Source organism: Paenibacillus sp. FSL P4-0081 (assembly GCF_000758565.1).
Classification (GTDB): Bacteria; Bacillota; Bacilli; order Paenibacillales; family Paenibacillaceae; genus Paenibacillus_AQ; species Paenibacillus_AQ phytohabitans.
In genome coordinates this window covers 6,438,972-6,460,332 of sequence record NZ_CP009280.1, presented here as the reverse complement: position 1 = coordinate 6,460,332, position 21,361 = coordinate 6,438,972, and the positions used below count along the sequence as shown (strand labels likewise).

The window sequence follows — 21,361 nt, the reverse complement described above, 5'->3', positions numbered from 1 at the left end:
CCGCAAAGGAAAAGCTTCTATGGGTTAGAATGCAAAATGACGAGCCCCGTGCTTAAAGAGATAAGTCTCTTTAACCGGGCTCGTTTGCTTTGCGGGTCATAGAGATTCGAGGGAGGTGCCGGAGGCATGGGCGGATGGAAAGATGTAGATACGGAGGCCGGGAAGCCGGAGAGGCCGGAAGGGCCGGGCAGAATTTCAATTCAGACCTCGGGAGTAGACAGCAGCAGGGATACCGGTAAAGTACCGGAGGAGAAGCGGCAATTCCTGCATTCCGGGGAGCGTATACAGACACCATTTTCTTCTCAAAAGCCTGCAGCCGCGCTCGCAGCAGCCGGTGATCCGGCGGATCTGCCGCAGGAGGAAAAGCTGAACGCGCTGTACCGGATGACCACCCAGCTGGCCCAGCAGATGGAGAAATCGCGGATTTCGGAATATACGGAGCTGCTGCATTCGCCGTTCCGGCTGATCTGGCTGAATATTTTATCCGGAGTAGCCCGGGGGCTGGGGATTGCGCTCGGGTTTACTTTTTTTGCGGCGACGATTATTTATGTGCTTCAGGTGCTCGGGGCATTGAATCTGCCGATTATCGGGGACTATATTGCGGACATTGTGCGGATCGTGCAGCATCAGCTGGAGCTGAAGACCTTCTGAACCGGGTCCAAATTAAAAAAGAGCAGCACACGGCTACTCCCTTTCTTTTTTGAGCGGGTCCAGCAGGTAGTCACCTTCCCCGTCGTCCATGTAATGGCGGTAACTGTTGCCTTTGATGATGGTTAGATGATTTCCCGTAATGTCGGTAGCGACGAAATTCTCCCATGGCTCCACGAAGCCTTCGGTTTCGTCCGCTTCGATCTCCATATCATTATAGGAGCTGATGTTATTGCCTTCGGCCATGGCAGGGGAATCGGAATTGCCCCAGCTCTCTACAATCTGCCAGGCATCCTCCCCGTCGAAGCCGTTCTGGTCCTCCCGCTCATCCAGGCTGGTCCGTCCAAAAGGCGGAGACAGCAGCTCCTCCTCCACCGGGCGGGTAAACGGAGCGCTCTGGCGGGGAGCATGCTCTTTGGTGTAACGGGTGGATGGAATCGCGGCCAGACGTTCATAAGGAATCGGTTCGCCGCTGGCTATGCAAATGCCATAGGTGCCTTCATCCATCGCCCGCAGCGCCGCTTCGATATCGTCCAGCTCATGCTCGTCCCGCTCCAGCAGGGAAATATCCATGGAACGGTTATACAGCTCGGTGGCGGCATCGCCGGGATGGTTGTCGATCTCGGACAGCTCTCCGGTACTATCGCGTATGGCCTCCTGCAGTCCGTAATGCTCATTATTTTGCAGCCTGTGCTTGATGTCCTCCTGCTGCTGTAGCAGTAATGCGCGCAGCCCGGAGAGCTGGGTTGATGTCAGATGGCTCATTGCTGTGAGCTCCTTTCGGTGGCTTAATCCTCGCTGAAACGGTACCGTCTTTATAAAGAAGGGCAAAGCCGTTTCCGCTTGTATAGCTTGGCCGCAGGGGCCCTTTTTTAGCGATGGAAAATAGTGCCCGGACTTTGGCGGGTTTAGAGTGCCTTGCAATGGACGGTATCTTGAGGCCTGTGCTACAATATACAAGTCTTTATACAGTATTCGTACCGCGGACCGCGGGAAAAATAAGAACGGAGTGACAACTTCTGTGGTGTACTTTCTGATTGCGCTAATTGTATTTTTGATTGACCAGGGTACCAAATATCTGATTGCTACCCGGCTGGAGATCGCAGAGCAGATTCCGGTTATAAAGGATTTCTTCATTATCACGTCCCACCGCAATCGTGGAGCCGCTTTCGGAATTCTTGAAGGACAACAGTGGTTCTTCATTGTAATTACGGTTATAGTTGTTGCCGGTATCGTCTGGTATCTGAACAAGGCCCGGAAGACCCGCAAATTGCTGCCTACGGCATTGTCGCTGGTGCTTGGAGGAGCCGTCGGAAACTTCCTCGACCGGATTCTGAACGGTGAAGTTGTGGATTTCCTGATGTTCAATTTCGGCAGCTATACCTTCCCGATCTTCAACGTAGCCGATTCCTGCATCGTGGTCGGGGTAGCCCTGATTATTCTCGATACGCTGCTGGATGTGAAAGGCGAGCAGGAAGTCACCGAAGTTAAGGAATCACAGGAAGTCAAAGAAGGGAATGAATGATTTTGAATAAAGACGTCAATGAGCAGGCGGTTTCTGGCGCCCTCGAAGAAGAAAGAGACGTCACCGAATGGATGGTTGCCGCGGAGAATGCCCGGGAACGGATTGATAAGTACATTACGGAGTCTTGGGAAGAAGAGGTTTCCCGCTCGCAGGTTCAGCTGTGGATCAGCGGTGGCCATGTGACGGTGAACGGCGCTCCGGTCAAAGCTAACTACAAGCTGTATGAAGGCGACAAGGTGGCTGTTACGGTTCCGGAAGCCGAAGTTACGGATTTAATTGCGGAGAATATCCCGCTTGAGGTTGTATATGAAGACAGCGATGTTATCGTGGTGAATAAGCCGCGTGGTATGGTGGTGCATCCTGCAGTAGGACATCCCTCAGGGACCCTGGTCAATGCGCTGATGTATCATTGTAAGGACCTGTCAGGCATTAACGGCGAGATTCGTCCGGGCATTGTGCACCGCATCGACAAGGATACCTCCGGTCTGATTATGGCTGCCAAGAATGACGCCAGTCATGCTTCACTGGCCGCCCAGCTGAAGGAGCACAGTGTAACCCGCCGCTACATCGCAGTGGTGCATGGCAATCTGTCTCATGATAAGGGCACAGTAGATGCGCCAATCGGCCGTGATCCGCATGACCGCAAGCTGTATATGGTCACTGAGAAGAACAGCAAACGTTCTGTGACGCATTTTACGGTGCTGGAGCGCTTCGGCGACTGCACACTGCTTGAGCTGCAGCTGGAGACCGGACGGACGCATCAGATCCGTGTGCATATGAAGTTCATCGGTCATCCGCTGGTCGGCGATCCAATCTATGGACGCAGCAAAGGCACGACGATGACTGGACAGGCTCTGCATGCCGCTGTACTGGGATTTGTGCATCCTATCACAGGAGAGTATAAGGAGTTCAGCACGCCGCTTCCGGCAGATATGGAAGAAGTGCTGTACACACTGCGCAGCAGATAAGTACAAATGAATAGATTATAAGTCCATGGCTTCTAAGGCAGCTTTGCTTCATATTTAGATCATGGATTCACAACAAAAGCCAGGAGATGAGACGAAGATTATGAGTATTGAACACTATCAGGAAACATTCATTCAGACTAATTTTGCGGACCGCATCGGCGGCGCCGGATATGGCAAGGACACTTCCATCTACAAATTCGAGAAAATCAAACGCGCCAAAGCATCGGCGAAGCAGGATTTTCCTAACATTGAATTGATCGACATGGGCGTCGGCGAGCCGGACGAAATGGCGGATGAAGGCATTGTGGCCAGACTTGCCCTTGAAGCTGCCAAAGAAGAAAACCGCGGATATTCCGACAACGGGATTCCTGAATTCAAAGCGGCGGCTGCAGTTTATCTGAAGGAAGTATTCCAGGTAGACGGCATCGACCCTGTAAATGAAATCGTACATTCCATCGGTTCGAAGCCTGCACTGGCTATGCTGCCATCGGTCTTCATTAATCCGGGTGACATCACGATCATGACCGTTCCGGGTTATCCGGTGCTGGGCACTCACACCAAATATCTGGGTGGACAAGTCTACTCCGTTGAGCTTAAGAAGGAGAACAACTTCCTGCCTGACCTGAACTCTATTCCCGAAGACGTAGCCCACAAGGCGAAGCTGCTCTACCTGAACTATCCGAACAATCCTACAGGCGCAAGCGCAACTCCTGAATTTTTCAGCGAAGTAGTAGCCTGGGCGAAGAAATATGATGTAGTCGTTATCCATGACGCTCCTTATGCAGCGCTGACGTATGATGGCGTGAAGCCGCTGAGCTTCCTGTCCGTACCTGGTGCCAAGGATGTCGGCGTTGAGCTGCACTCCCTGTCCAAGTCCTACAATATGACTGGCTGGAGAATCGGTTTCGTTGCCGGCAACCCGCTGATCGTTAAGGCGTTCAGTGATGTGAAGGACAACAATGACTCCGGTCAATTCATCGCGATTCAAAAAGCTGCCGCATACGGTCTGTCTCATCCTGAGATTACCGAAGCGATTGCCGCCAAGTACTCCCGCCGCCACAACATGCTGGTGGATGCACTGAACAGCCTGGGCTTCAAGGCAGAGAAACCGAAGGGTTCATTCTTCCTGTATGTAGCTGCTCCAAAAGGGGTTAAAGGCGGACGCCGCTTCGAATCCGGCGAGGACTTCTCACAGTTCCTGATCCGCGAGAAGCTGATCTCCACCGTGCCTTGGGATGATGCCGGCGCGTTCGTCCGTTTCTCCGTGACTTTCGTTGCCAAAGGCGAGGAAGATGAGAAGCGTGTAATTTCCGAAATTCAAAGACGCCTGAGCGACGTTGAATTCGAATTTTAAGTTTGGTTGATGGGCCGCTGCAGAGAAATCTGCAGCGGCTTTTTGTTATGGCAGCCGATCGCTCCCGAGCCTCACTATCCGCTCCGGTCTGGTCAAATGTTGTACAAACTGCAACTTTACTCAGACGAAACAGGCCCTGAAAGCGCAAATCCTGCACTTTTTACAACAATCCGTTTCAGAAAAGTAAATATTCATCCTAAATGCTGTAAAAAATACAACATTTAGTCCAATGATGTATTTGCGGAGCAAAAATCCTGTAAAATGTGCAACATTACTTGGACAGGCAGGCCGGTAACAGGGGGGACAGCATGCACGGGACGGTGTTGAGAATGAGGTGGCGTTAGCAGCCTCGAATATAAAGATAAGCCAGCCGGGAACTCCCGGCTGACCTAATGAACAATAGCCTAACCCTTCCGGTAGGCCTTGCTGTGAAAGGCATTAATATGATGGAACAATGCTTCGCCGTCATCCGGTACATGTCCGCTACCATCCAGCGGCAGCAGCATCGCCTGATACGGCTCCGGCACCCAGATATACTGGTGGACATAGGAGGTCAGGACGAATCCGTTCCGCTCCCAGAAACGAATGCGCTCCTTGTGTGTATCCGAGGTTCCGGATTCAGCTTCGATAATAATCCCTCGGATGCCGTGATCTCGCACTGCCCAGTCCCTGATCTGTCCGAGGAACCGGGTTCCCGTACCCGCCCCGCGCAGCTTCTTATCGACAGCCAAGTAATCTATGATCAGTACCTTATCTTCAGTCTTTTCCACGACCCCAGTAACGGCCATAGCGGCAACTTGCCCTTGCTGATCCAGTCCCGCATGTAGATAAGCAATTCGCCGCTCCAGCATACCGCGCAGAATCCCTTCCGGTTTGGCTCCGCTGGGAAAAGCCTCCCGGTACACCGGCTCCATCTGCTTCCAGAGCTGTTCATCCCATTTATCTACTGTAATAAACTCCAGGTCCATGATTTGTTCGCCTCCATTTTTAATCATAGCAGAGGCGGGGCGGGAACGAAAATAAGCCTTTTTATAAGCTGGATAATTTTATAAATTACGCAATGATTATTTTTTGAAGGTATGATTAAATTGAAGCAAGCGAGATCATCAAAGTTGTCTCTCAAAATGTTGATGATTCCTTATTAAGCAGATACCATAATCATTACTGTTTTTAAGAAATTACTTAAAAGAAACGCACGATAAGGAGGAAAATGAACGAAATGAAATTCGACCCCCGAGAATTAGCGTTGTTTGCAGAGCAGGCTGTAACAAAAGCGGGTGACAGGATTTCCGAATTGCGCAGCCGGGAAAAAATTGAAGTGAATTACAAGGATTATGGTGAACTTGTGACATCCGCTGATTTGTTATCGGAAAGAATCATTCAAGAAGCCATAATGGGTAAATTTCAAGGTCATCGAATTCTTTCGGAGGAAAATGGAGTACATAACTGGGATAATTTCAAGTTTGACGGTCCGGTTTGGGTAATTGATCCCTTAGATGGAACAGTTAATTTTGCCCGCAACCTGCCGCATTACGGCGTTTCATTGGCTTTTGCCCTTGATGGTGTAGTGCTGGCAGGAGCAGTATATGCGCCGGATTTGCACTGTACTTATGTTGGGATTAAAGGGGAAGGCTCCTTTTGCAATGGTGAGCGTTTACGAATTCGTACATGTACTTCGCTGCAAGATGCTGTCATAGGCACAGGTTTTCCGCATGATCCAGCAAAAGTCGAACCAGCAATCGAAAGAGTGAACCGACTCAGAAGAAACTGTCGTGATATTAGGCGTTTTGCCGCACCGACAGTAGACATTTGTTATGTGGCGTCCGGAAAATTAGATGCGCATACGGAAAGTCTTTCACCGTGGGACGTAGCCGCCGCAGGCTTGATTGCACGGGAGGCGGGAGCATTAAGTTGCAATGTACATGTGGTGCCCGAACACATTCCTAATGAACTCTATGGTGAAGAGGCCGTATTCACGACACCCGGAATCTTTGATGATCTTTTGACATTATTGCGGAAGGAATCTGAATAAAAGGTTCATTCTCTTTTCAGCATTGTTGTATGTAAGAAAATGTTAGCTTAGAAAGACATGTTTAATGAAAAGGCCATGCTTTTCAGGATAGCTTTAGTTCCAAATATGCACTATCAGCGCAGTGCTATAGTGCACCTTGCCTGCCCCACCCCTCCCCGGGTGGTGGCAATCGGTAATGGTTTACCCCGTTTAGGTGGAAGCGGCGGAGGGGTTTTTGGAACTGTAGGAGCGTTAGCGTCCGCCTTTGTCTCCGGATTTAATCCGCTTAGCGGTTAATCAAATAAATCTGGAGACAACAGCGGCCGGAAGTCCAAAATCACCGCAGCCGCGCCCTTCACCAAAACGCAGCCGCCCTTTGCCTGTGAAGAAAATTTGACACCACCCCTTTCATCTGTCATAATTCCCTATAGTTGAATATGCGCCTTTAATTCAGTCCCGTGAGGCTGGCAAGGTAACGTGAATCGAGGTTCGCGAACATGGAAGCAGGAATCCGTATGAGTACGGAGAGCCTTTTTATGCGCGCGGACACGCCATCTTTTTGAATCTGCGGATTTCACTCCTTGCCTGTTTCGGGCAAGGAGTTTTTTGTTTATCCGGGAACTTGAACAGGCGATCAAGCAGGAGGATGGCACGATGATGGTTACTGAAAAAAATGTCATTATGGACGAAACGGCGATTCGCCGGGCACTGTCACGCATTGCACATGAGATTTTGGAGAAGAACAAGGGTATTGAGAATTGTCTGCTGGTCGGCATCCGTACAAGAGGGATTTATCTGGCCCAGCGGATTGCGGAGCGCATCAAGGAGATTGAAGGCGTGGATATACCTTACGGTGAGCTGGATATCACGCATTACCGCGATGACCGCGAAGGCGGCGGTGACAACAGGGAGTCGATGGACAAGGCTGTGGTCAACAGCAATCTGACCCTGCCCCCGGGCAGCAACGGCATCCAGGATAAGAAAGTGATTCTGTTCGACGATGTGCTGTACACCGGCAGAACGATCCGGGCGGCGATGGATGCGCTGATGGATTGCGGACGGCCGCGGATGATCCAGCTGGCGGTACTGGCTGACCGCGGACACCGGGAACTGCCCATCCGCCCCGACTATATCGGCAAGAACGTACCTACCTCCAGGCATGAGCAGATTGAAGTGTCACTGACCGAATACGACGGCAAGGACGAAGTGTACATTATTTCAAACCGGGAGGAACGATAACAATGATGACGGCAACCAAAGTGAAGGAACGCAGTCTGCTGGGGATTAAGGAGCTGGACGCTTCGGAAATCAGCCAGCTTTTGAACAGAACGGCTTACTGGGACAATCAGAGCGAGAAGCTCACGCCGGTACTGAGAGCGCATTTTGTTGCCAACATGTTTTTTGAGAATAGCACACGGACCCGCTTCTCCTTCGAAATGGCCGAGAAACGGCTGGGCGTTCAGGTCCTGAACTTCACGGCGGCAGCTTCCAGTGTAGAAAAAGGCGAGTCGATCTACGATACCGTACGCACCTTAGAATCGATGGGGATCGATGCCGGAGTTGTGCGTTTGAAGCCTGCAGGCGTGCTGCAGCAGTTGGCCGAGAAGGTAAGCATCCCGCTGATTAATGCCGGAGACGGCAACAATGAGCACCCTACACAGGCGCTGCTGGATCTGTACACGATGCGCAAGCATTTTGGAGAACTGAAGGGCCTGAAAGTGTCGATTATCGGAGATATTATGCATAGCCGGGTGGCACGCTCCAACCTGTGGGCACTGACGAAGATGGGTGCAAGCGTTCAGTTTTGCGCACCGGCGAATATGCAGGCTCCTGAGCTTGCCGCCTACGCCCCATACGTTTCAATGGAAGAAGCGCTGAAAGCGGATGTGGTTATGATGCTGAGAGTGCAGCTGGAACGGCATTCCTCCGGTATTATTTTATCGGCAGCAGAGTACCGGGAGCACTTCGGACTTACGGAAGAACGCGCTGCGAAGCTGGACAAGGGGACGATCATCATGCACCCGGCGCCGGTCAACCGCAATGTCGAGATCGATGATGCAGTGGTGGAGAGCAGCCAGTCACGGATTTTCCCGCAGATGGCGAATGGAGTCCCGGTACGGATGGCAGTGATGGAGAGAGCACTTCAATAGCAAGATTCCGCAAAAAAACCTCACATAACTTCATTAATAAATATACACAAAGATGAATTTTTATTATATAATAACTTAAGAGCTTACGGCTGCGGCCTGAGGCACAAAGGAGAATCATAACCGTGATCATTAAAAACGCCAGTGTACTGGGCCAAGAAGGCGTGCTGGAGCGTAAGCATATTGTAGTGTTGGACGGGGTAATCTCTAAGATTCTGGATGCCGCGGAAGTGGTTGAAGAAGCCGGGGAGATTATTGAAGCGGAAGGCAAGCTGCTGATTCCGGGACTGATCGATATGCATGTGCATTTACGTGAACCGGGGTTTGAGCATAAGGAAACGATTGAGACCGGCGCACGTTCGGCGGCCAAGGGCGGATTCACGACCATCGCCTGCATGCCGAATACACGCCCGGTAACAGACAGTGCAGAGATCGTTCAATTGGTAAAAGACAAGGCGCGTGAAGCCGGACTCGTGAAGGTGCTGCCTTATGCGGCCATTACGAAGAATGAGCTCGGACTTGAGCTGACTGATTTTGCGGCACTGAAAGCGGCTGGAGCGATCGGCTTCACCGACGACGGTGTAGGCGTACAGAGCGCACAAATGATGAAGGATGCCATGAAGCTGGCGGCAGGAATGGATATGCCGGTCATCGCGCACTGCGAGGACAACTCGCTGGTTGAGGGCTGCGCGGTAGCGGAAGGTACGTTTGCCGACAAGCATGGGCTTAAGGGAATTCCGAATGAGTCGGAAGCCATCCATGTAGGCCGCGACATACTGCTGTCTGAGGCTACTGGCGTTCACTACCATGTGTGCCACGTCAGCACCGAGCAATCGGTACGGCTGATCCGTCAGGCTAAGCAGATCGGCATCAAGGTGACTGCTGAGGTGTGCCCGCATCATCTGCTGCTCTCGGAGGAAGACATTCCGGGAATGGACGCGAACTGGAAAATGAACCCGCCGCTGCGCTCGCGCCGCGATGTGGAGGCCTGCATCGAAGGACTGCTGGACGGCACACTAGATATCATCGTTACCGATCACGCACCGCACAGTGCGGAAGAGAAAGCAAAAGGCATGCAGCTTGCACCGTTTGGCATTGTCGGTTTTGAGACAGCCTTCCCGCTGCTGTATACCGCTTTTGTGGCCACTGGCAAATGGGATCTGTCCCTGCTGGTCCAGCGGATGACCGCTGATCCGGCCCGGGTGTTCAGATTGAACACTGGCAGCCTTGCAGTAGGGGCGCCTGCCGATCTGACACTGATTGATTTGAATGAAGAGAAGGAAGTGGACCCGGCAACGTTTGCCAGCAAAGGGCGGAATACTCCTTTTGGCGGATGGAAGCTTAAGGGCTGGCCGGTGAAGACTTGGGTAGACGGCAGAGCCGTATGGAGTGAAGTATAACTGACGGTTATGGCAGCCAGGCTGCCGGCCGTGACATAAGCATCAGACTACAGAAACAAGAAGGAGTGGAAGGGAATGCAGGCGAGATTGCTGCTTCAGGACGGAACGCTGTTTACAGGCACCGCATTTGGCGCGGAAGGCGAAAAGACGGGCGAGGTTGTATTTAACACAGGAATTACGGGATATCAGGAGGTGCTGTCGGACCCTTCGTACTGCGGCCAGATCGTCACAATGACGTATCCGCTGATCGGAAATTACGGCATTACCCGTGATGATTTCGAATCTGTGCGCCCTTTTGTGCACGGCTTTGTGGTGCGTCGTCACGAGACTGTGCCCAGCAACTGGCGTGCTGAATACAGTGTAGACGATCTGCTGAAGGAATACGGCATTCCCGGAATCAGCGAGATTGATACCCGGATGCTGACCCGCATTATCCGCCATCACGGCACGATGAAGGCGATCCTCACCACTTCGAATAAACGTGTGGAAGAACTGATGGAAATGATGGGCGATACTACAATTGAAGAATTGCGCAATCAGGTAGCCCGTACCTCCACAACCAAGACATATAGCAGCCCGGGGAATAAGGAACGTATCGTGCTGGTAGATTACGGCGCGAAGACAGGCATTCTGCGCGAGCTGAACAGCCGCGGCTGTGATGTGGTTGTCGTGCCTCACGATGTGACTGCAGATGAGATCCGCCGCCTGAATCCGGACGGAATCCAGCTGTCGAACGGCCCTGGGGACCCTAAGGATGTGCCTTATGCGGTTAAAACCATATCCGAGCTGCTCGGCGAATATCCGATCTTCGGCATCTGTCTGGGTCATCAGCTGTTCGCGCTGGCATGCGGCGCCGATACCGAGAAGCTCAAATTCGGCCATCGCGGCGGTAACCATCCGGTCAAAGAGCTGGAGAGCGGACGCTGCTTCATCACATCGCAGAACCATGGTTACACGGTTAATGAAGAATCCGTAGTGAACACGGATCTGGAAGTAACGCATATTAACAACAATGATAAGACCGTCGAAGGACTGAAGCATACCCGTTACCCCGCTTTTTCGGTGCAATACCATCCGGAAGCGGCGCCGGGACCGCATGACAGCAGCTACTTGTTCGACCGTTTCCTGCAGATGATCGCAGACCACAAGGCGAAACTGCCGGCAGGCTCGCGCCAGGCGCAGCTTGCGGCCAATGCCAGAATCACGGCACCGAAACCTGCAGCACAGCTTGAAGCCGTGAAAGGAGCACTATAACATGCCTAAGAACGATAAACTCAAAAAAATTCTGGTTATCGGCTCCGGTCCGATTGTCATCGGCCAAGCCGCCGAGTTTGACTATGCGGGCACACAAGCCTGCCAGGCGCTCAAAGAAGAAGGCGTAGAGGTTGTGCTGATTAACAGCAACCCGGCTACGATCATGACCGATACCAATATGGCTGACAAAGTATATATTGAACCGATTACGCTCGAATTCGTGACGGCGATTATCCGCCAGGAGCGTCCGGACGGCCTGCTGCCGACACTGGGCGGACAGACCGGCCTCAACATGGCAGTGGAGCTGGCCCGTGCAGGCGTACTGAAATCCGAGAATGTGAAGCTTCTGGGTACACAGCTGGAATCCATCGAGAAAGCAGAAGACCGCGATTTGTTCCGCGAGCTGATGCGTGAGCTGGATCAGCCTGTTCCTGAGAGTGCCATCATCACAAGTGTGGAAGAAGCGATGGGCTTCGCCGCCGGCATCGGCTATCCGCTGATCGTCCGTCCGGCCTACACGCTGGGCGGAACAGGCGGCGGGATCTGCGACAATGAGGAAGAGCTGCGTGAAACCGTCAAAGCAGGTATCCGTTACAGTCCGATCGGCCAATGTCTGGTGGAGAAGAGCATCGCCGGCATGAAGGAAGTCGAATATGAAGTCATGCGTGATAAGAATGACAACTGTATCGTAGTCTGCAACATGGAGAACTTTGATCCGGTTGGCGTACATACAGGCGACAGTATCGTAGTAGCGCCAAGCCAGACGTTGTCTGACCGTGAGTACCAGATGCTGCGCAGCGCTTCCCTGAAGATTATCCGCGCGCTGAATATCGAAGGCGGCTGTAACGTGCAGTTCGCACTGGACCCGCAGAGCTATCAATACTATGTCATTGAAGTGAATCCGCGCGTAAGCCGCTCATCGGCGCTGGCGTCGAAGGCGACCGGGTATCCGATTGCCAAGATGGCCGCCAAAATCGCCCTCGGCTACACGCTCGATGAAATCGTCAATCCGGTTACCGGACAGACATATGCCTGCTTCGAGCCGACACTGGATTATATCGTCAGCAAAATCCCGCGCTGGCCCTTCGACAAGTTCATCTCTGCGAACCGTAAGCTGGGTACCCAGATGAAGGCAACCGGAGAAGTGATGGCCATCGGGCGTACCTTCGAAGAGTCGATTCACAAGGCGATCCGGTCGTTGGAGATCGGTGTGCACCGTTTCCGTCTGCCTGGCGCAGAGCTGCTTGAAGACAGTGTACTGCGTAATAGACTCGCCAAAGCGGATGATGAGCGCCTGTTCCTGATTGCAGAAGCGTTCCGCCGCGGCTACGGGCTGCAGGATATTCAGGATACGACGAATATTGACTGGTGGTTCCTGTCCAAGATCGAAGGCCTCGTGAACTTCGAGGACGAGATCCGCGCGGAAGAAACCTTGTCCGCAGAAATTCTCTATCAGGCTAAACGCAAGGGCTTCACCGACCGGGCGATTGCCGAGATCCGTGCCGAAGGGCGTCCGGGCGGGGCATTCACCAAGGAATCCGAAGTACGCGTGCTGCGTCTGCAGCAGGGTCTGGTTCCGGTATTCAAAATGGTCGATACCTGCGCCGCCGAATTCGAAGCTTCAACGCCATACTACTACTCGACCTATGAGACCGAGAATGAAGTGATACATTCCGATAAACAGAAGGTTATCGTGCTCGGCTCCGGTCCAATCCGGATCGGCCAGGGTATTGAGTTCGACTACTCTACCGTGCATGCAGTATGGGCCATCCAGAAAGCCGGCTATGAAGCCGTAATTATCAATAATAATCCTGAGACGGTGTCAACGGATTTCAATACATCAGACCGCCTGTACTTTGAACCGCTGTTCTTCGAGGATGTCATGAACGTTATCGCCCAGGAGAATCCGATCGGGGTTATCGTACAGTTCGGCGGACAGACAGCAATCAATCTGGCTGCACCGCTCGCAGCAGCAGGTGTGAACATTCTGGGCACGAGCCTGGAGAGCATCGATGAAGCAGAGAACCGCAAGAAATTTGAAGCACTGCTGGCCCGTCTGGATATCGCACAGCCAAAAGGCAAGACGGTTATCAACATTGACGAAGCCGTTGAAACAGCACAAGCGCTGGGTTATCCGGTGCTGGTTCGTCCATCTTATGTCCTCGGCGGCCGTGCGATGGAGATTGTCTACAACGATACAGAGCTGCTGAGCTATATGGTCGAAGCGGTGAAGGTTAATCCGGAGCATCCGGTGCTGATCGACCGTTACATGCTGGGCAAAGAGGTTGAAGTCGACGCGATCTGCGATGGCGAGACCGTAGTGATTCCGGGAATTATGGAGCATGTAGAACGTGCTGGGGTTCACTCCGGTGACTCCATCGCCGTCTATCCGCCGCAATATCTGGATGAAGGCCTGAAGCAGAAAATCTCTGAGATCACGATTAAGATCGCTAAGGAGCTGAAGACGATCGGACTGGTTAACATCCAGTTTGTCATCTATCAGAACGAAGTGTATGTGATCGAGGTTAACCCGCGCTCCTCGCGTACGGTTCCTTTCCTGAGCAAGGTGACAGGCATTCCAATGGCTAATCTGGCAACCAAGATCATCCTCGGCGGCAAGCTGAAGGAAGACGGGTACACAGAAGGGCTGTGGCCGGAAAGTGACTACGTTTCGGTAAAAGTGCCAGTGTTCTCCTTTGCCAAGCTGCGCAGAGTAGAACCGACGCTTGGACCGGAAATGAAATCGACCGGCGAAGTTATGGGCCGCGACAAGCTGTATGCCAAAGCGCTCTACAAAGGGCTGATCGGTGCGGGAATGAAGATTCCGGCCACCGGAGCAATCATCGTTACCGTAGCAGATAAAGACAAAGCTGAAGCGGTTGAGCTGATGAAAGGCTTCCATGCCATGGGCTACAAAATCATCGCTACCGGCGGTACCGCGCTTGCGCTTGAGCAGGCCGGGCTGAACGTGATGAACGTCAACAAGCTGGATGAAGGTGAGCCGACCATTCTGGATCTGATCCGCGGCGGTCAGGCGAACTTCGTCTTCAATACACTGACCAAAGGCAAGACGCCTGAGCGTGACGGGTTCCGTATCCGCCGGGAAGCGGTTGAGAACGGCGTTGTATGTATGACTTCGCTGGATACTGTAACCGCGCTGCTGAGAATGCTGCAGACGATCAACTTCTCGTCACAGTCGATGCCTGCTTTTGTCGGACAATAATAAATAGGGTGAGGGCAGCCGCTACAGGCTGCTACAAGGACGGTTTGCGTTAGCGCAGACCGTTCACCTATGCCCGGGACCTTGAAGAGCTCATTACCACTTGATTACAGAAAGAAGGCTGGCAAATGGACGGGACCGCAGCACAGCAGCACCACGAACATGAGAACATCGGGCAAGTAGAAAAGCGTAATGAAATGGCCGGACGGCTGATGGTTGCCCTGGACTATCCGGATGCGGCACAGGCGAGGCTATTACTCGACCAGCTGGAAGGTATCCCTTGCTATATGAAGGTCGGCATGCAGCTGTTCTATGCTGCCGGGCCGGACTTCATCCGGGAGCTGAAGGAACGCGGCTATTCGGTCTTCCTGGACGTCAAAATGCATGATATCCCGAACACCGTCCGGGGCGGGGCGGAGAGCCTGACCATGCTGGGCGTTGATATGTTCAACGTGCATGCCGCCGGAGGAGCTGCCATGATGGCTGCTGCTCTGGAAGGCGCAGCGAAGGCCGTCAGCCTGCATCCGTCGCTGCATATTCCGCTCATTATCGCGGTGACCCAGCTGACCAGCACCAGCCAGGAGGTTATGAACAGCGAAATCGGCATCGCCGGAACGGTGACGGACACGGTTGTACGGTACGCCAAGCTTGCGGCGGAAGCCGGCCTGCATGGTGTGGTAGCATCGCCGCAGGAATCAGCGGTGATCGCAGCAGCCTGCGGACCGGATTTCCGCACGGTGACCCCGGGTATCCGGCCTGCCGGTGCCTCCCTTGACGATCAGTCCCGGGTTATGACACCCGGACAAGCTATACGGCAGGGCAGCCACTACCTGGTAGTGGGCCGGCCGATTACAGCGGCGGCAGATCCGCGCGCCGCAGCACTTACCATTATTGAGGAGATGAGCGAAGTATGAGCCCATTAGAGAATAAAAGTGAACAAGTTGCACGTTACCTGCTGGAGATTGGAGCGGTAGCCCTGCGCCCGCAGGAGCCGTTCACCTGGACCTCCGGCATCAAATCGCCGATCTATTGCGATAACCGCCTGACCTTGTCCTTCCCGGTTGTCCGTAACTATATTGCTGAGGCCTTCGCAGAGCTGATCAGAAGCAGCTATACGGACGCTGAGGTGATTGCCGGGACTGCAACCGCCGGAATTCCGCACGCGGCCTGGGTGGCCGATAAGCTCGGTCTGCCGATGGCTTATATCCGCGACAAGGCCAAAGGCCACGGCAAGCAGAACCAGATCGAAGGCCTGATCGCTCCCGGCCAGAAGGTGATCGTGATCGAGGACCTGATCTCCACCGGCGGCAGCTCGATCAAGGCCGCGCAGGCTGTGCAGGAAGCGGGCGGCGTACCGCTGGCCGTACTGGCTATCTTCAGCTATGAGCTGGACCGCGCCGTAGATGCCTTCGCCGCTGCGGAAATCCCGCTGCAGAGCCTGTCCAATTACAGCACACTCATTGATGTGGCGCTGGCTCAAGGCACGATCGCTGACTCGGATGTAGCGCTGCTGCAATCGTGGCGTAAAGACCCGGCAGCGTTCGGCGTATAAGCTGGATTGCAGATACATCAATACCTCACACTTGATTTGTTACCGGCTCATTTGAAACTTCTTATGAAACTTCTTAGTGAGCGGTGTGGACATTAATGTTGTACGTTTTACAACTTTGTCTCATGCATAGCCAGGTGTTTAGGAGGATTGTTGTATGAAATACAAGAATATTCCTGCTAAGCCGCTTGGTGAAGAGGAAATGCTGCATTTTCTACAACAATCTTCGATTTTGGCCGATAGGATGAGGAAAATGTTGTATTCTGTGCAGGATTTTGTGTAAAGCTGACGGATCCCTACAATAAAAGGCGGATGAATCGGGAAATTCATGCGACAACAGCCGCCGCCCGGAAGCAGGCCAGAAATACAGCAAGAAGCCCCGTGCCTTCACAGGTACAGCAGGGCTTCTTTTTTTGCGTTAGACAAAAGCAGTCTGTGCCAAGGTGAACAAACTGTCTTTTTAGTTTAAACGGGATGTCACTTCCGATATTCGAATAGGCTATATAATGCTAAATAAAGGCATGCTCAGCCACTTGTCCAGGCTTATGATATTTCATTAGGAGGCTATAAATATGGCTAAATCAACGATTCCTCTTCTGCTCAGGCGCGGTCTTCAGCTGGCACTCTGTGCGGCGGTACTGTTGCCTGTTATTTCGGCTGAAGCGGCGGCAGCCCCTGTCAGCTCTGCCACTTCGGCCAAACCCCTGACGGCATCCGTGGTGACGCAGCCATCGGGAGGACAGCGGGTCCTGCGGATCGGCAGTCTGTGGAGTAACAGCGATGATACCTATCTGCGCCAGAATCTGACTGACCTCTATGAGTTCACGCATCCGGACGTGAAGCTGGAGTTTGTTCCGGCGGTGGATCAGGAGCAGTTCCGCTTCACCAACACGTACATGGTGGAAGGACCGGAAGCATTGGGGCATATGCGTGACATCATGGTTGGCAGTGATCCGGTAGATGTGGTCATAGGAGACAGCAGCCTGATCAGGAGTCTGGCAGCCCAGAACATGCTTGAGCCTCTGCAGCCGCTGATTGACCGTGACGGCTATGATATCAGCAATATGGCACCAACGATGCTGAATGGTGTCCGTGAGCTCGGAAGGGGCCATCTATTTGCGCTGGCACCTACTTTCAACGCCAGTGTAGTTTTCTATAACAAAGGGATATTCGATGCTGCCGGAGTGAATTATCCAACGGACGGGATGACCTGGGATGAATTCTTCAAGCTTGCAGGTATGGTGACGAAGACCTCCAAGCAGATGGATGAGCGGATATATGGCTTCTCAAGGAGCCGTTATGTCGGCGATCCGTTCGGGGATATGCAGGCGTATCTTTCTCCTCTGCAAGCTGCTATGTACGATAACCAAGGCGGGGCAATGACAGTGAACAATGCGCTGTGGAGTAAAGGCTGGACTACCTTCAGCAATCTGATTCAGAAGAAGATTATCCCCGGCCCGGATGATATTGAAGCCGCAGCCGCAGCTGTTGCCGAACCTGCAGAGACCGGATTTAACCCGTTTCTGGGAGACTGGTTTCTGACGGGCAAAGCGGCAATGGTCATCGGGGAATATGGTTATATCAACGAGTTGGCTTCCGCGGACCGCAATGCGCTCCTGATTAAGAACATTAATTTCAGACATGTGGATTGGGGAATCGCCGCCGTACCTACGTTTGCCGAGAAGCCGGGCGTGGCCGTCGGCGCGGGACTGGATCAGATGCTGGCCATCAGCAGTACCGCGCAGAATGAAGAGGATGCCTGGGAGCTGATCAAATTTGTGAACAGCAACGAAGTAGCCAGAATCAAGGCGGCCAATCCTTATCAGCTTACCTCCCGGATGGATTTCAACCGTTCACAGAAAGCTGGAGTAAGCCTTGAACCCTTTTACAATGTGAAGCCTGTGCCGGTGACGGACGCTAATGTGGAGAGTCTAGCGTACAAGATGCCTAATATTTATCAGATTAATCTGGCCGGACAAATGCTGTTCAGCGAAGTCATTCAAGGCAAACGGACGGTAGCGAATGCCCTCAAGGCCTGGGAGCAGCAGGGCAACCATATGCTTAACGCGATGCGCAAAGATCCCGCGGTCTTGTTCAATCTGGACAACGGCTGGCTGGAGCGAAGTGCGAAGGGCAAGTAGTATAGCGTCAAATTTAAACTAGTGAGAACCACTTTGGAAAATCATTTGCCAATGGTTTGTAGTGACCCCATTATGGTATATCCGATCCGGTATGCTTAAGTGCACTTTGTACAACTAAATCGTCTGATTTATAACTAAATAATCGTTTAGTTGTATTTCGTGCAATTAAACTTCGAGTTGCAGACGGTTTTCCCCGATTCGGGCAGATTTAGTTGTACAGACTACAGTTATAAGAGGCAAGCATCCCTTTTTGCTGTTTTTAATTGTACATTATACAACTATCCTCTGAATTCTTGAATGGAAAATAATTTCAGACAAGCGGTGCAGAAATTGCCAGCCGTTCCGCAGGGCTTTTTTCCTGTTATTAATGAAAAACTGGGCATGATAATGATCAGAGCAGCAGCAAACATTAATACGAAAAAGGAGAAGGGCATCATGAATTGGATATACTTCGCGAAATTGTTCAGGACAAGATTTCAAGCGGGTTGTCTGGCTAAAAGACTCGAACAGGACGGCTGGATCTACGGCTATCATGATCCGCGTTTTGTGGAAATTTACCGTTCGCGCAAGGGCCGCTACGGTGTGCGTTTTCTGCCATAAACAAATTAACCAAATTCATCCTTGACTTTATCTATGCTTATATTGTATATTATCTATTGTCGCTGTTTGAATATGATTACTGACGCGGGGTGGAGCAGCCCGGTAGCTCGTCGGGCTCATAACCCGAAGGCCGCAGGTTCAAATCCTGCCCCCGCAACCAATTTTATTTCATCAGACAGCACTTGTATAATACGGATATCCTAGTCCGGGCCCTTAGCTCAGTTGGTTAGAGCGGTCGGCTCATAACCGATTGGTCACAGGTTCGAGTCCTGTAGGGCCCACTTCACTAAAACCCTTACTTTGTAAGGGTTTTTTGCTGTGTTGGGGAGTGCAAATGATTGGAAGAGGACGAGCTATGAAATTGTGAAAATAAGAATTGGTCACATTTTGGTCACGGTGGCTATTCATTCAATAGGTTTTTGGCTCATTTTCATTTTTGAATCAATCAAGTCAGCAGCATCTCGCTGCATATCGGGGAGTAAATGAGAATATCTATCAAGATAAATTTGTACGCTACTGTGACCTAGACGTTCAGCGCCGATTTTTGCATTTATCCCATTATTCAATAGCATGGATGCATGTGAATGTCTAAGGTCATGGAACCGGATTTTGGGTAGCTCTGACTTTCCGGTTAAGAATGCGAACGTTTCTGTAACACGTCGAGGCTTAATTGGTTCACCATTAGCATAGCAGCACACTAGATCATGATCTTTATAGTTCTCTATCCCAATGTTTTGCTTATTATCTTCAATAATTTGTAGACGATGCTTTAGGTCAGTGATAAGCATATTACCAATAGGAATTCTGCGGGCTGAGCTTGATGTCTTGGTATCTTGGATGATAATGCCTTTGGATGGAGTCCAATTGACTGTTTGCTGGATCATCAAACTCTTCGCTTCAAAATCTATGTCACTCCATCTTAAACCCAGTACTTCACCTTTGCGCATTCCCGTGTGAATGGCTAGAGAAAAAACAATATAATGAACATGTCCTTCGGCGGTTTCAAGAAAATGCAAGCATTGTTCCATAGTCCAAGTTTTCATTTCTTTCCTACGCAGTTTTGGTGCTTCCACTTTATCAATAGGGTTAGAGACAAGCATTTCCCATTTCACGGCCTGACCAAAAGCTTTACGCAATATAGCATGGACGTGACGAACGTAATCCGAAGAATATTTCTCTAATAATCCATTGTAAAATCTGTTTATGGTCAAAGGCTTGATTTGCTGCAATTTTTGCCGACCAATAACGGGCACAATGCGGCTTCTAATAATGGATTCTTCGACATCGTAAACCGTGGATTTATACTTCTGAAGGGCATAATCTTTTAACCATATATCAAAAAAATCAGCAATGGTAAGATTGATTTCAGAAACATAGTCCCCTTTGTCAACACTGGCAAGAAGAGCTATCAATGCACGATCTGCTTCTTTTTGTGTTGCAAAGCCTCCTTTCTTTTTTTGAATTCTCTTTCCCGTCCCCTGATCCGGTGGTAGATCAACAACATAAGTCCAGGTCTTCCCTCGTTTGAATACTTTCCCTTTCATAAATTACCTCCTAGAATTAACGAAAATTTCAGATAGTTCCTATATTCATCACTCCCTTCAAAATTTTAAAAATTCAAAGCGTCGTCTATTGCCTCCATCGTTAAATACAACCGTGTTGACAGTTTGCCATGTCGCCATGCTACACGCGATAGGTTAATGGCAATAAAGCCTTTGCGATCTGGCAGGATAGAGAGATCTCCAGAAAGTATAGTTGCTGAATCATGAGACATGTATGAGGGCATATCGCAGCTTTCATAATTGCCATCAACCTCAATTTCTAACTGGTTGTCCCAGTCAAAGCCATGGGGCTGTTCGATGATCAGCGTATCCGGCCGGGAGCAATCGCCATCCCAATTGTAATAAGCACGAATAAGTAGGTTGGTGCGATTAGCGGTGTAGCTTTCTGGGGAGTCACGAATGATTTCATGAGTCGCAGCAGCTGATTCAATAGCGGATAAAAATTCTCCTTGCTTAATACGATCTTCAATTTGTTCATAGCGTTTTTTTGCAAAATTTAACGGGACATTGAATTCCCGGGATATGTACCCTATCGCTTCACTTCTCACGGATGACAAACTTAACCTTTCTAGCATAAAGAAAGGGATTGCGGCGTAAAAAACAAAACGGTCCGCTTCACTTTCCTGCGCTTTAGTAAATAGCTCGGGCATTATTGTCTGATTTCCAGCATGGCGGAGCATATGACATAGCTCATGAAGGAATTCAAGACGCTGTTGATCTTCTGCAAGACGGTTATCTAGGAATATGGTGTACACGCCAGGGGAAACCTCAATTCCTTTGCTTTTTTTATTATGGTAATGGACCCACACATTGAATTTTGCTGCCAATGATTCAACAGATAAATGCGCAGGTTTGGTAATCCTATGCATTTTGTACAATTCGTTTATCTTTTGTTCGAGTGGGGGGGTCTTGTAATTCATAATCATGTTGTTCACCTCTAAATGGGATCGTATGTTCTTATTAAGACTAAAAAGAAAAGCCA

The 21,361-nt window shown here is 51.1% G+C and carries 19 protein-coding genes and 2 tRNA genes; 17 read left to right on the top strand and 4 right to left on the bottom strand.

The genetic code is table 11. The features are described 5' to 3' along the window. The first annotated feature begins 348 nt into the window (after nucleotides 1-348). On the top strand, nucleotides 349-651 hold the full coding sequence (locus P40081_RS27565) for a DUF5665 domain-containing protein (RefSeq protein WP_144026082.1): 303 nt from the start codon (nucleotides 349-351) through the stop codon (nucleotides 649-651). A 33-nt stretch (nucleotides 652-684) separates the two neighbouring features. Here the strand turns inward: P40081_RS27565 and P40081_RS27560 are convergent, their stop codons facing one another. Beyond that, nucleotides 685-1,413 carry a TraR/DksA C4-type zinc finger protein gene (locus tag P40081_RS27560; protein WP_042139373.1) on the bottom strand — a complete coding sequence of 243 codons (729 nt, stop codon included), beginning with the start codon at nucleotides 1,411-1,413 and terminating at the stop codon, nucleotides 685-687. A gap of 256 nt (nucleotides 1,414-1,669) precedes the next feature. On the opposite strand from P40081_RS27560, the gene lspA reads away from it, so the two are divergent. The 3 genes from lspA to P40081_RS27545 all read left to right on the top strand — a co-directional run bounded on the left by lspA (nucleotide 1,670) and on the right by P40081_RS27545 (nucleotide 4,495). Then, nucleotides 1,670-2,173, top strand: coding sequence for a signal peptidase II (gene lspA / locus P40081_RS27555; RefSeq protein WP_039304467.1), 504 nt, complete (start codon nucleotides 1,670-1,672; stop codon nucleotides 2,171-2,173). Then, entirely contained in the window at nucleotides 2,170-3,141 is a 972-nt protein-coding gene (locus P40081_RS27550) for an RluA family pseudouridine synthase (protein WP_042139372.1), read from the top strand. The genes lspA and P40081_RS27550 overlap by 4 nt, the downstream gene beginning before the upstream one ends. Before the next feature lie 100 nt (nucleotides 3,142-3,241). Continuing rightward, the gene (locus P40081_RS27545; protein ID WP_039304354.1) at nucleotides 3,242-4,495 is read left to right on the top strand and encodes an LL-diaminopimelate aminotransferase; all 1,254 of its coding nucleotides are present in this window, start codon (nucleotides 3,242-3,244) and stop codon (nucleotides 4,493-4,495) included. 404 nt (nucleotides 4,496-4,899) lie between these two features. Here P40081_RS27545 and P40081_RS27540 read toward each other — a convergent pair whose 3' ends face one another. Further along, entirely contained in the window at nucleotides 4,900-5,463 is a 564-nt protein-coding gene (locus tag P40081_RS27540) for a GNAT family N-acetyltransferase (RefSeq protein ID WP_052422048.1), read from the bottom strand. A gap of 242 nt (nucleotides 5,464-5,705) precedes the next feature. On the opposite strand from P40081_RS27540, the gene P40081_RS27535 reads away from it, so the two are divergent. The 13 genes from P40081_RS27535 to P40081_RS27480 all read left to right on the top strand — a co-directional run bounded on the left by P40081_RS27535 (nucleotide 5,706) and on the right by P40081_RS27480 (nucleotide 19,098). After that, nucleotides 5,706-6,527 carry an inositol monophosphatase family protein gene (locus P40081_RS27535; protein WP_081970173.1) on the top strand — a complete coding sequence of 274 codons (822 nt, stop codon included), beginning with the start codon at nucleotides 5,706-5,708 and terminating at the stop codon, nucleotides 6,525-6,527. A gap of 636 nt (nucleotides 6,528-7,163) precedes the next feature. Then, nucleotides 7,164-7,745 (top strand): bifunctional pyr operon transcriptional regulator/uracil phosphoribosyltransferase PyrR, encoded by a 582-nt coding sequence (pyrR, locus tag P40081_RS27530; RefSeq protein ID WP_039304472.1) that lies wholly within the window; start codon nucleotides 7,164-7,166, stop codon nucleotides 7,743-7,745. Between the two features lie 2 nt (nucleotides 7,746-7,747). Continuing rightward, the gene (locus tag P40081_RS27525; protein WP_039304360.1) at nucleotides 7,748-8,656 is read left to right on the top strand and encodes an aspartate carbamoyltransferase catalytic subunit; all 909 of its coding nucleotides are present in this window, start codon (nucleotides 7,748-7,750) and stop codon (nucleotides 8,654-8,656) included. Between the two features lie 116 nt (nucleotides 8,657-8,772). Continuing rightward, a complete protein-coding gene (locus P40081_RS27520; protein WP_042139368.1) occupies nucleotides 8,773-10,053 on the top strand; it encodes a dihydroorotase in 1,281 nt (426 codons plus the stop codon). Nucleotides 10,054-10,128: 75 nt separating this feature from the next. Continuing rightward, nucleotides 10,129-11,307, top strand: a complete 1,179-nt coding sequence (carA, locus tag P40081_RS27515) for a glutamine-hydrolyzing carbamoyl-phosphate synthase small subunit (protein WP_042139367.1) — start codon at nucleotides 10,129-10,131, stop codon at nucleotides 11,305-11,307. A 1-nt stretch (nucleotide 11,308) separates the two neighbouring features. Next, nucleotides 11,309-14,530 (top strand): carbamoyl-phosphate synthase large subunit, encoded by a 3,222-nt coding sequence (gene carB, locus P40081_RS27510; protein WP_042139366.1) that lies wholly within the window; start codon nucleotides 11,309-11,311, stop codon nucleotides 14,528-14,530. 194 nt (nucleotides 14,531-14,724) lie between these two features. Then, a complete protein-coding gene (gene pyrF / locus P40081_RS27505) occupies nucleotides 14,725-15,441 on the top strand; it encodes an orotidine-5'-phosphate decarboxylase (protein ID WP_042141534.1) in 717 nt (238 codons plus the stop codon). After that, on the top strand, nucleotides 15,438-16,079 hold the full coding sequence (pyrE, locus tag P40081_RS27500) for an orotate phosphoribosyltransferase (RefSeq protein WP_042139365.1): 642 nt from the start codon (nucleotides 15,438-15,440) through the stop codon (nucleotides 16,077-16,079). Before pyrF ends, pyrE begins: the two co-directional genes overlap by 4 nt. Before the next feature lie 154 nt (nucleotides 16,080-16,233). Beyond that, nucleotides 16,234-16,359, top strand: a complete 126-nt coding sequence (locus P40081_RS39855) for a hypothetical protein (RefSeq protein ID WP_256703856.1) — start codon at nucleotides 16,234-16,236, stop codon at nucleotides 16,357-16,359. A gap of 289 nt (nucleotides 16,360-16,648) precedes the next feature. Then, complete coding sequence (locus P40081_RS27495) at nucleotides 16,649-18,217, top strand: extracellular solute-binding protein (RefSeq protein ID WP_052422047.1); 1,569 nt, start codon at nucleotides 16,649-16,651, stop codon at nucleotides 18,215-18,217. 435 nt (nucleotides 18,218-18,652) lie between these two features. Next, nucleotides 18,653-18,817 (top strand): hypothetical protein, encoded by a 165-nt coding sequence (locus P40081_RS39135; RefSeq protein ID WP_019909365.1) that lies wholly within the window; start codon nucleotides 18,653-18,655, stop codon nucleotides 18,815-18,817. Nucleotides 18,818-18,900: 83 nt separating this feature from the next. Then, a tRNA-Met gene (locus P40081_RS27485) sits at nucleotides 18,901-18,977 on the top strand. A gap of 47 nt (nucleotides 18,978-19,024) precedes the next feature. Further along, nucleotides 19,025-19,098 (top strand) — tRNA-Ile (locus P40081_RS27480). Nucleotides 19,099-19,221: 123 nt separating this feature from the next. On the opposite strand, the gene P40081_RS27475 is transcribed toward P40081_RS27480, so the two are convergent. Together P40081_RS27475 and P40081_RS36750 are read right to left on the bottom strand one after the other, a co-directional pair. Continuing rightward, nucleotides 19,222-20,361, bottom strand: coding sequence for a site-specific integrase (locus P40081_RS27475; RefSeq protein ID WP_042139362.1), 1,140 nt, complete (start codon nucleotides 20,359-20,361; stop codon nucleotides 19,222-19,224). Nucleotides 20,362-20,426: 65 nt separating this feature from the next. Continuing rightward, nucleotides 20,427-21,305: an ImmA/IrrE family metallo-endopeptidase gene (locus P40081_RS36750; protein WP_052422046.1), complete on the bottom strand. Its 879-nt coding sequence runs from the start codon at nucleotides 21,303-21,305 to the stop codon at nucleotides 20,427-20,429. Between the last annotated feature and the right edge of the window lie 56 nt (nucleotides 21,306-21,361).

Bases quoted from the DNA above. Each gene is read 5' to 3' on its own strand.
- P40081_RS39135 (WP_019909365.1), top strand. From the start codon at position 18,653: ATGAATTGGATATACTTCGCGAAATTGTTCAGGACAAGATTTCAAGCG.
- pyrF (WP_042141534.1), top strand. From the start codon at position 14,725: ATGGCCGGACGGCTGATGGTTGCCCTGGACTATCCGGATGCGGCACAG.
- P40081_RS39855 (WP_256703856.1), top strand. From the start codon at position 16,234: ATGAAATACAAGAATATTCCTGCTAAGCCGCTTGGTGAAGAGGAAATG.
- pyrE (WP_042139365.1), top strand. From the start codon at position 15,438: ATGAGCCCATTAGAGAATAAAAGTGAACAAGTTGCACGTTACCTGCTG.
- P40081_RS27535 (WP_081970173.1), top strand. From the start codon at position 5,706: ATGAACGAAATGAAATTCGACCCCCGAGAATTAGCGTTGTTTGCAGAG.
- pyrR (WP_039304472.1), top strand. From the start codon at position 7,164: ATGGTTACTGAAAAAAATGTCATTATGGACGAAACGGCGATTCGCCGG.
- P40081_RS27545 (WP_039304354.1), top strand. From the start codon at position 3,242: ATGAGTATTGAACACTATCAGGAAACATTCATTCAGACTAATTTTGCG.
- P40081_RS36750 (WP_052422046.1), bottom strand. From the start codon at position 21,305: ATGATTATGAATTACAAGACCCCCCCACTCGAACAAAAGATAAACGAA.
- P40081_RS27475 (WP_042139362.1), bottom strand. From the start codon at position 20,361: ATGAAAGGGAAAGTATTCAAACGAGGGAAGACCTGGACTTATGTTGTT.
- P40081_RS27540 (WP_052422048.1), bottom strand. From the start codon at position 5,463: ATGGACCTGGAGTTTATTACAGTAGATAAATGGGATGAACAGCTCTGG.
- P40081_RS27560 (WP_042139373.1), bottom strand. From the start codon at position 1,413: ATGAGCCATCTGACATCAACCCAGCTCTCCGGGCTGCGCGCATTACTG.
- P40081_RS27550 (WP_042139372.1), top strand. From the start codon at position 2,170: ATGATTTTGAATAAAGACGTCAATGAGCAGGCGGTTTCTGGCGCCCTC.
- carA (WP_042139367.1), top strand. From the start codon at position 10,129: ATGCAGGCGAGATTGCTGCTTCAGGACGGAACGCTGTTTACAGGCACC.
- P40081_RS27495 (WP_052422047.1), top strand. From the start codon at position 16,649: ATGGCTAAATCAACGATTCCTCTTCTGCTCAGGCGCGGTCTTCAGCTG.
- P40081_RS27525 (WP_039304360.1), top strand. From the start codon at position 7,748: ATGATGACGGCAACCAAAGTGAAGGAACGCAGTCTGCTGGGGATTAAG.
- carB (WP_042139366.1), top strand. From the start codon at position 11,309: ATGCCTAAGAACGATAAACTCAAAAAAATTCTGGTTATCGGCTCCGGT.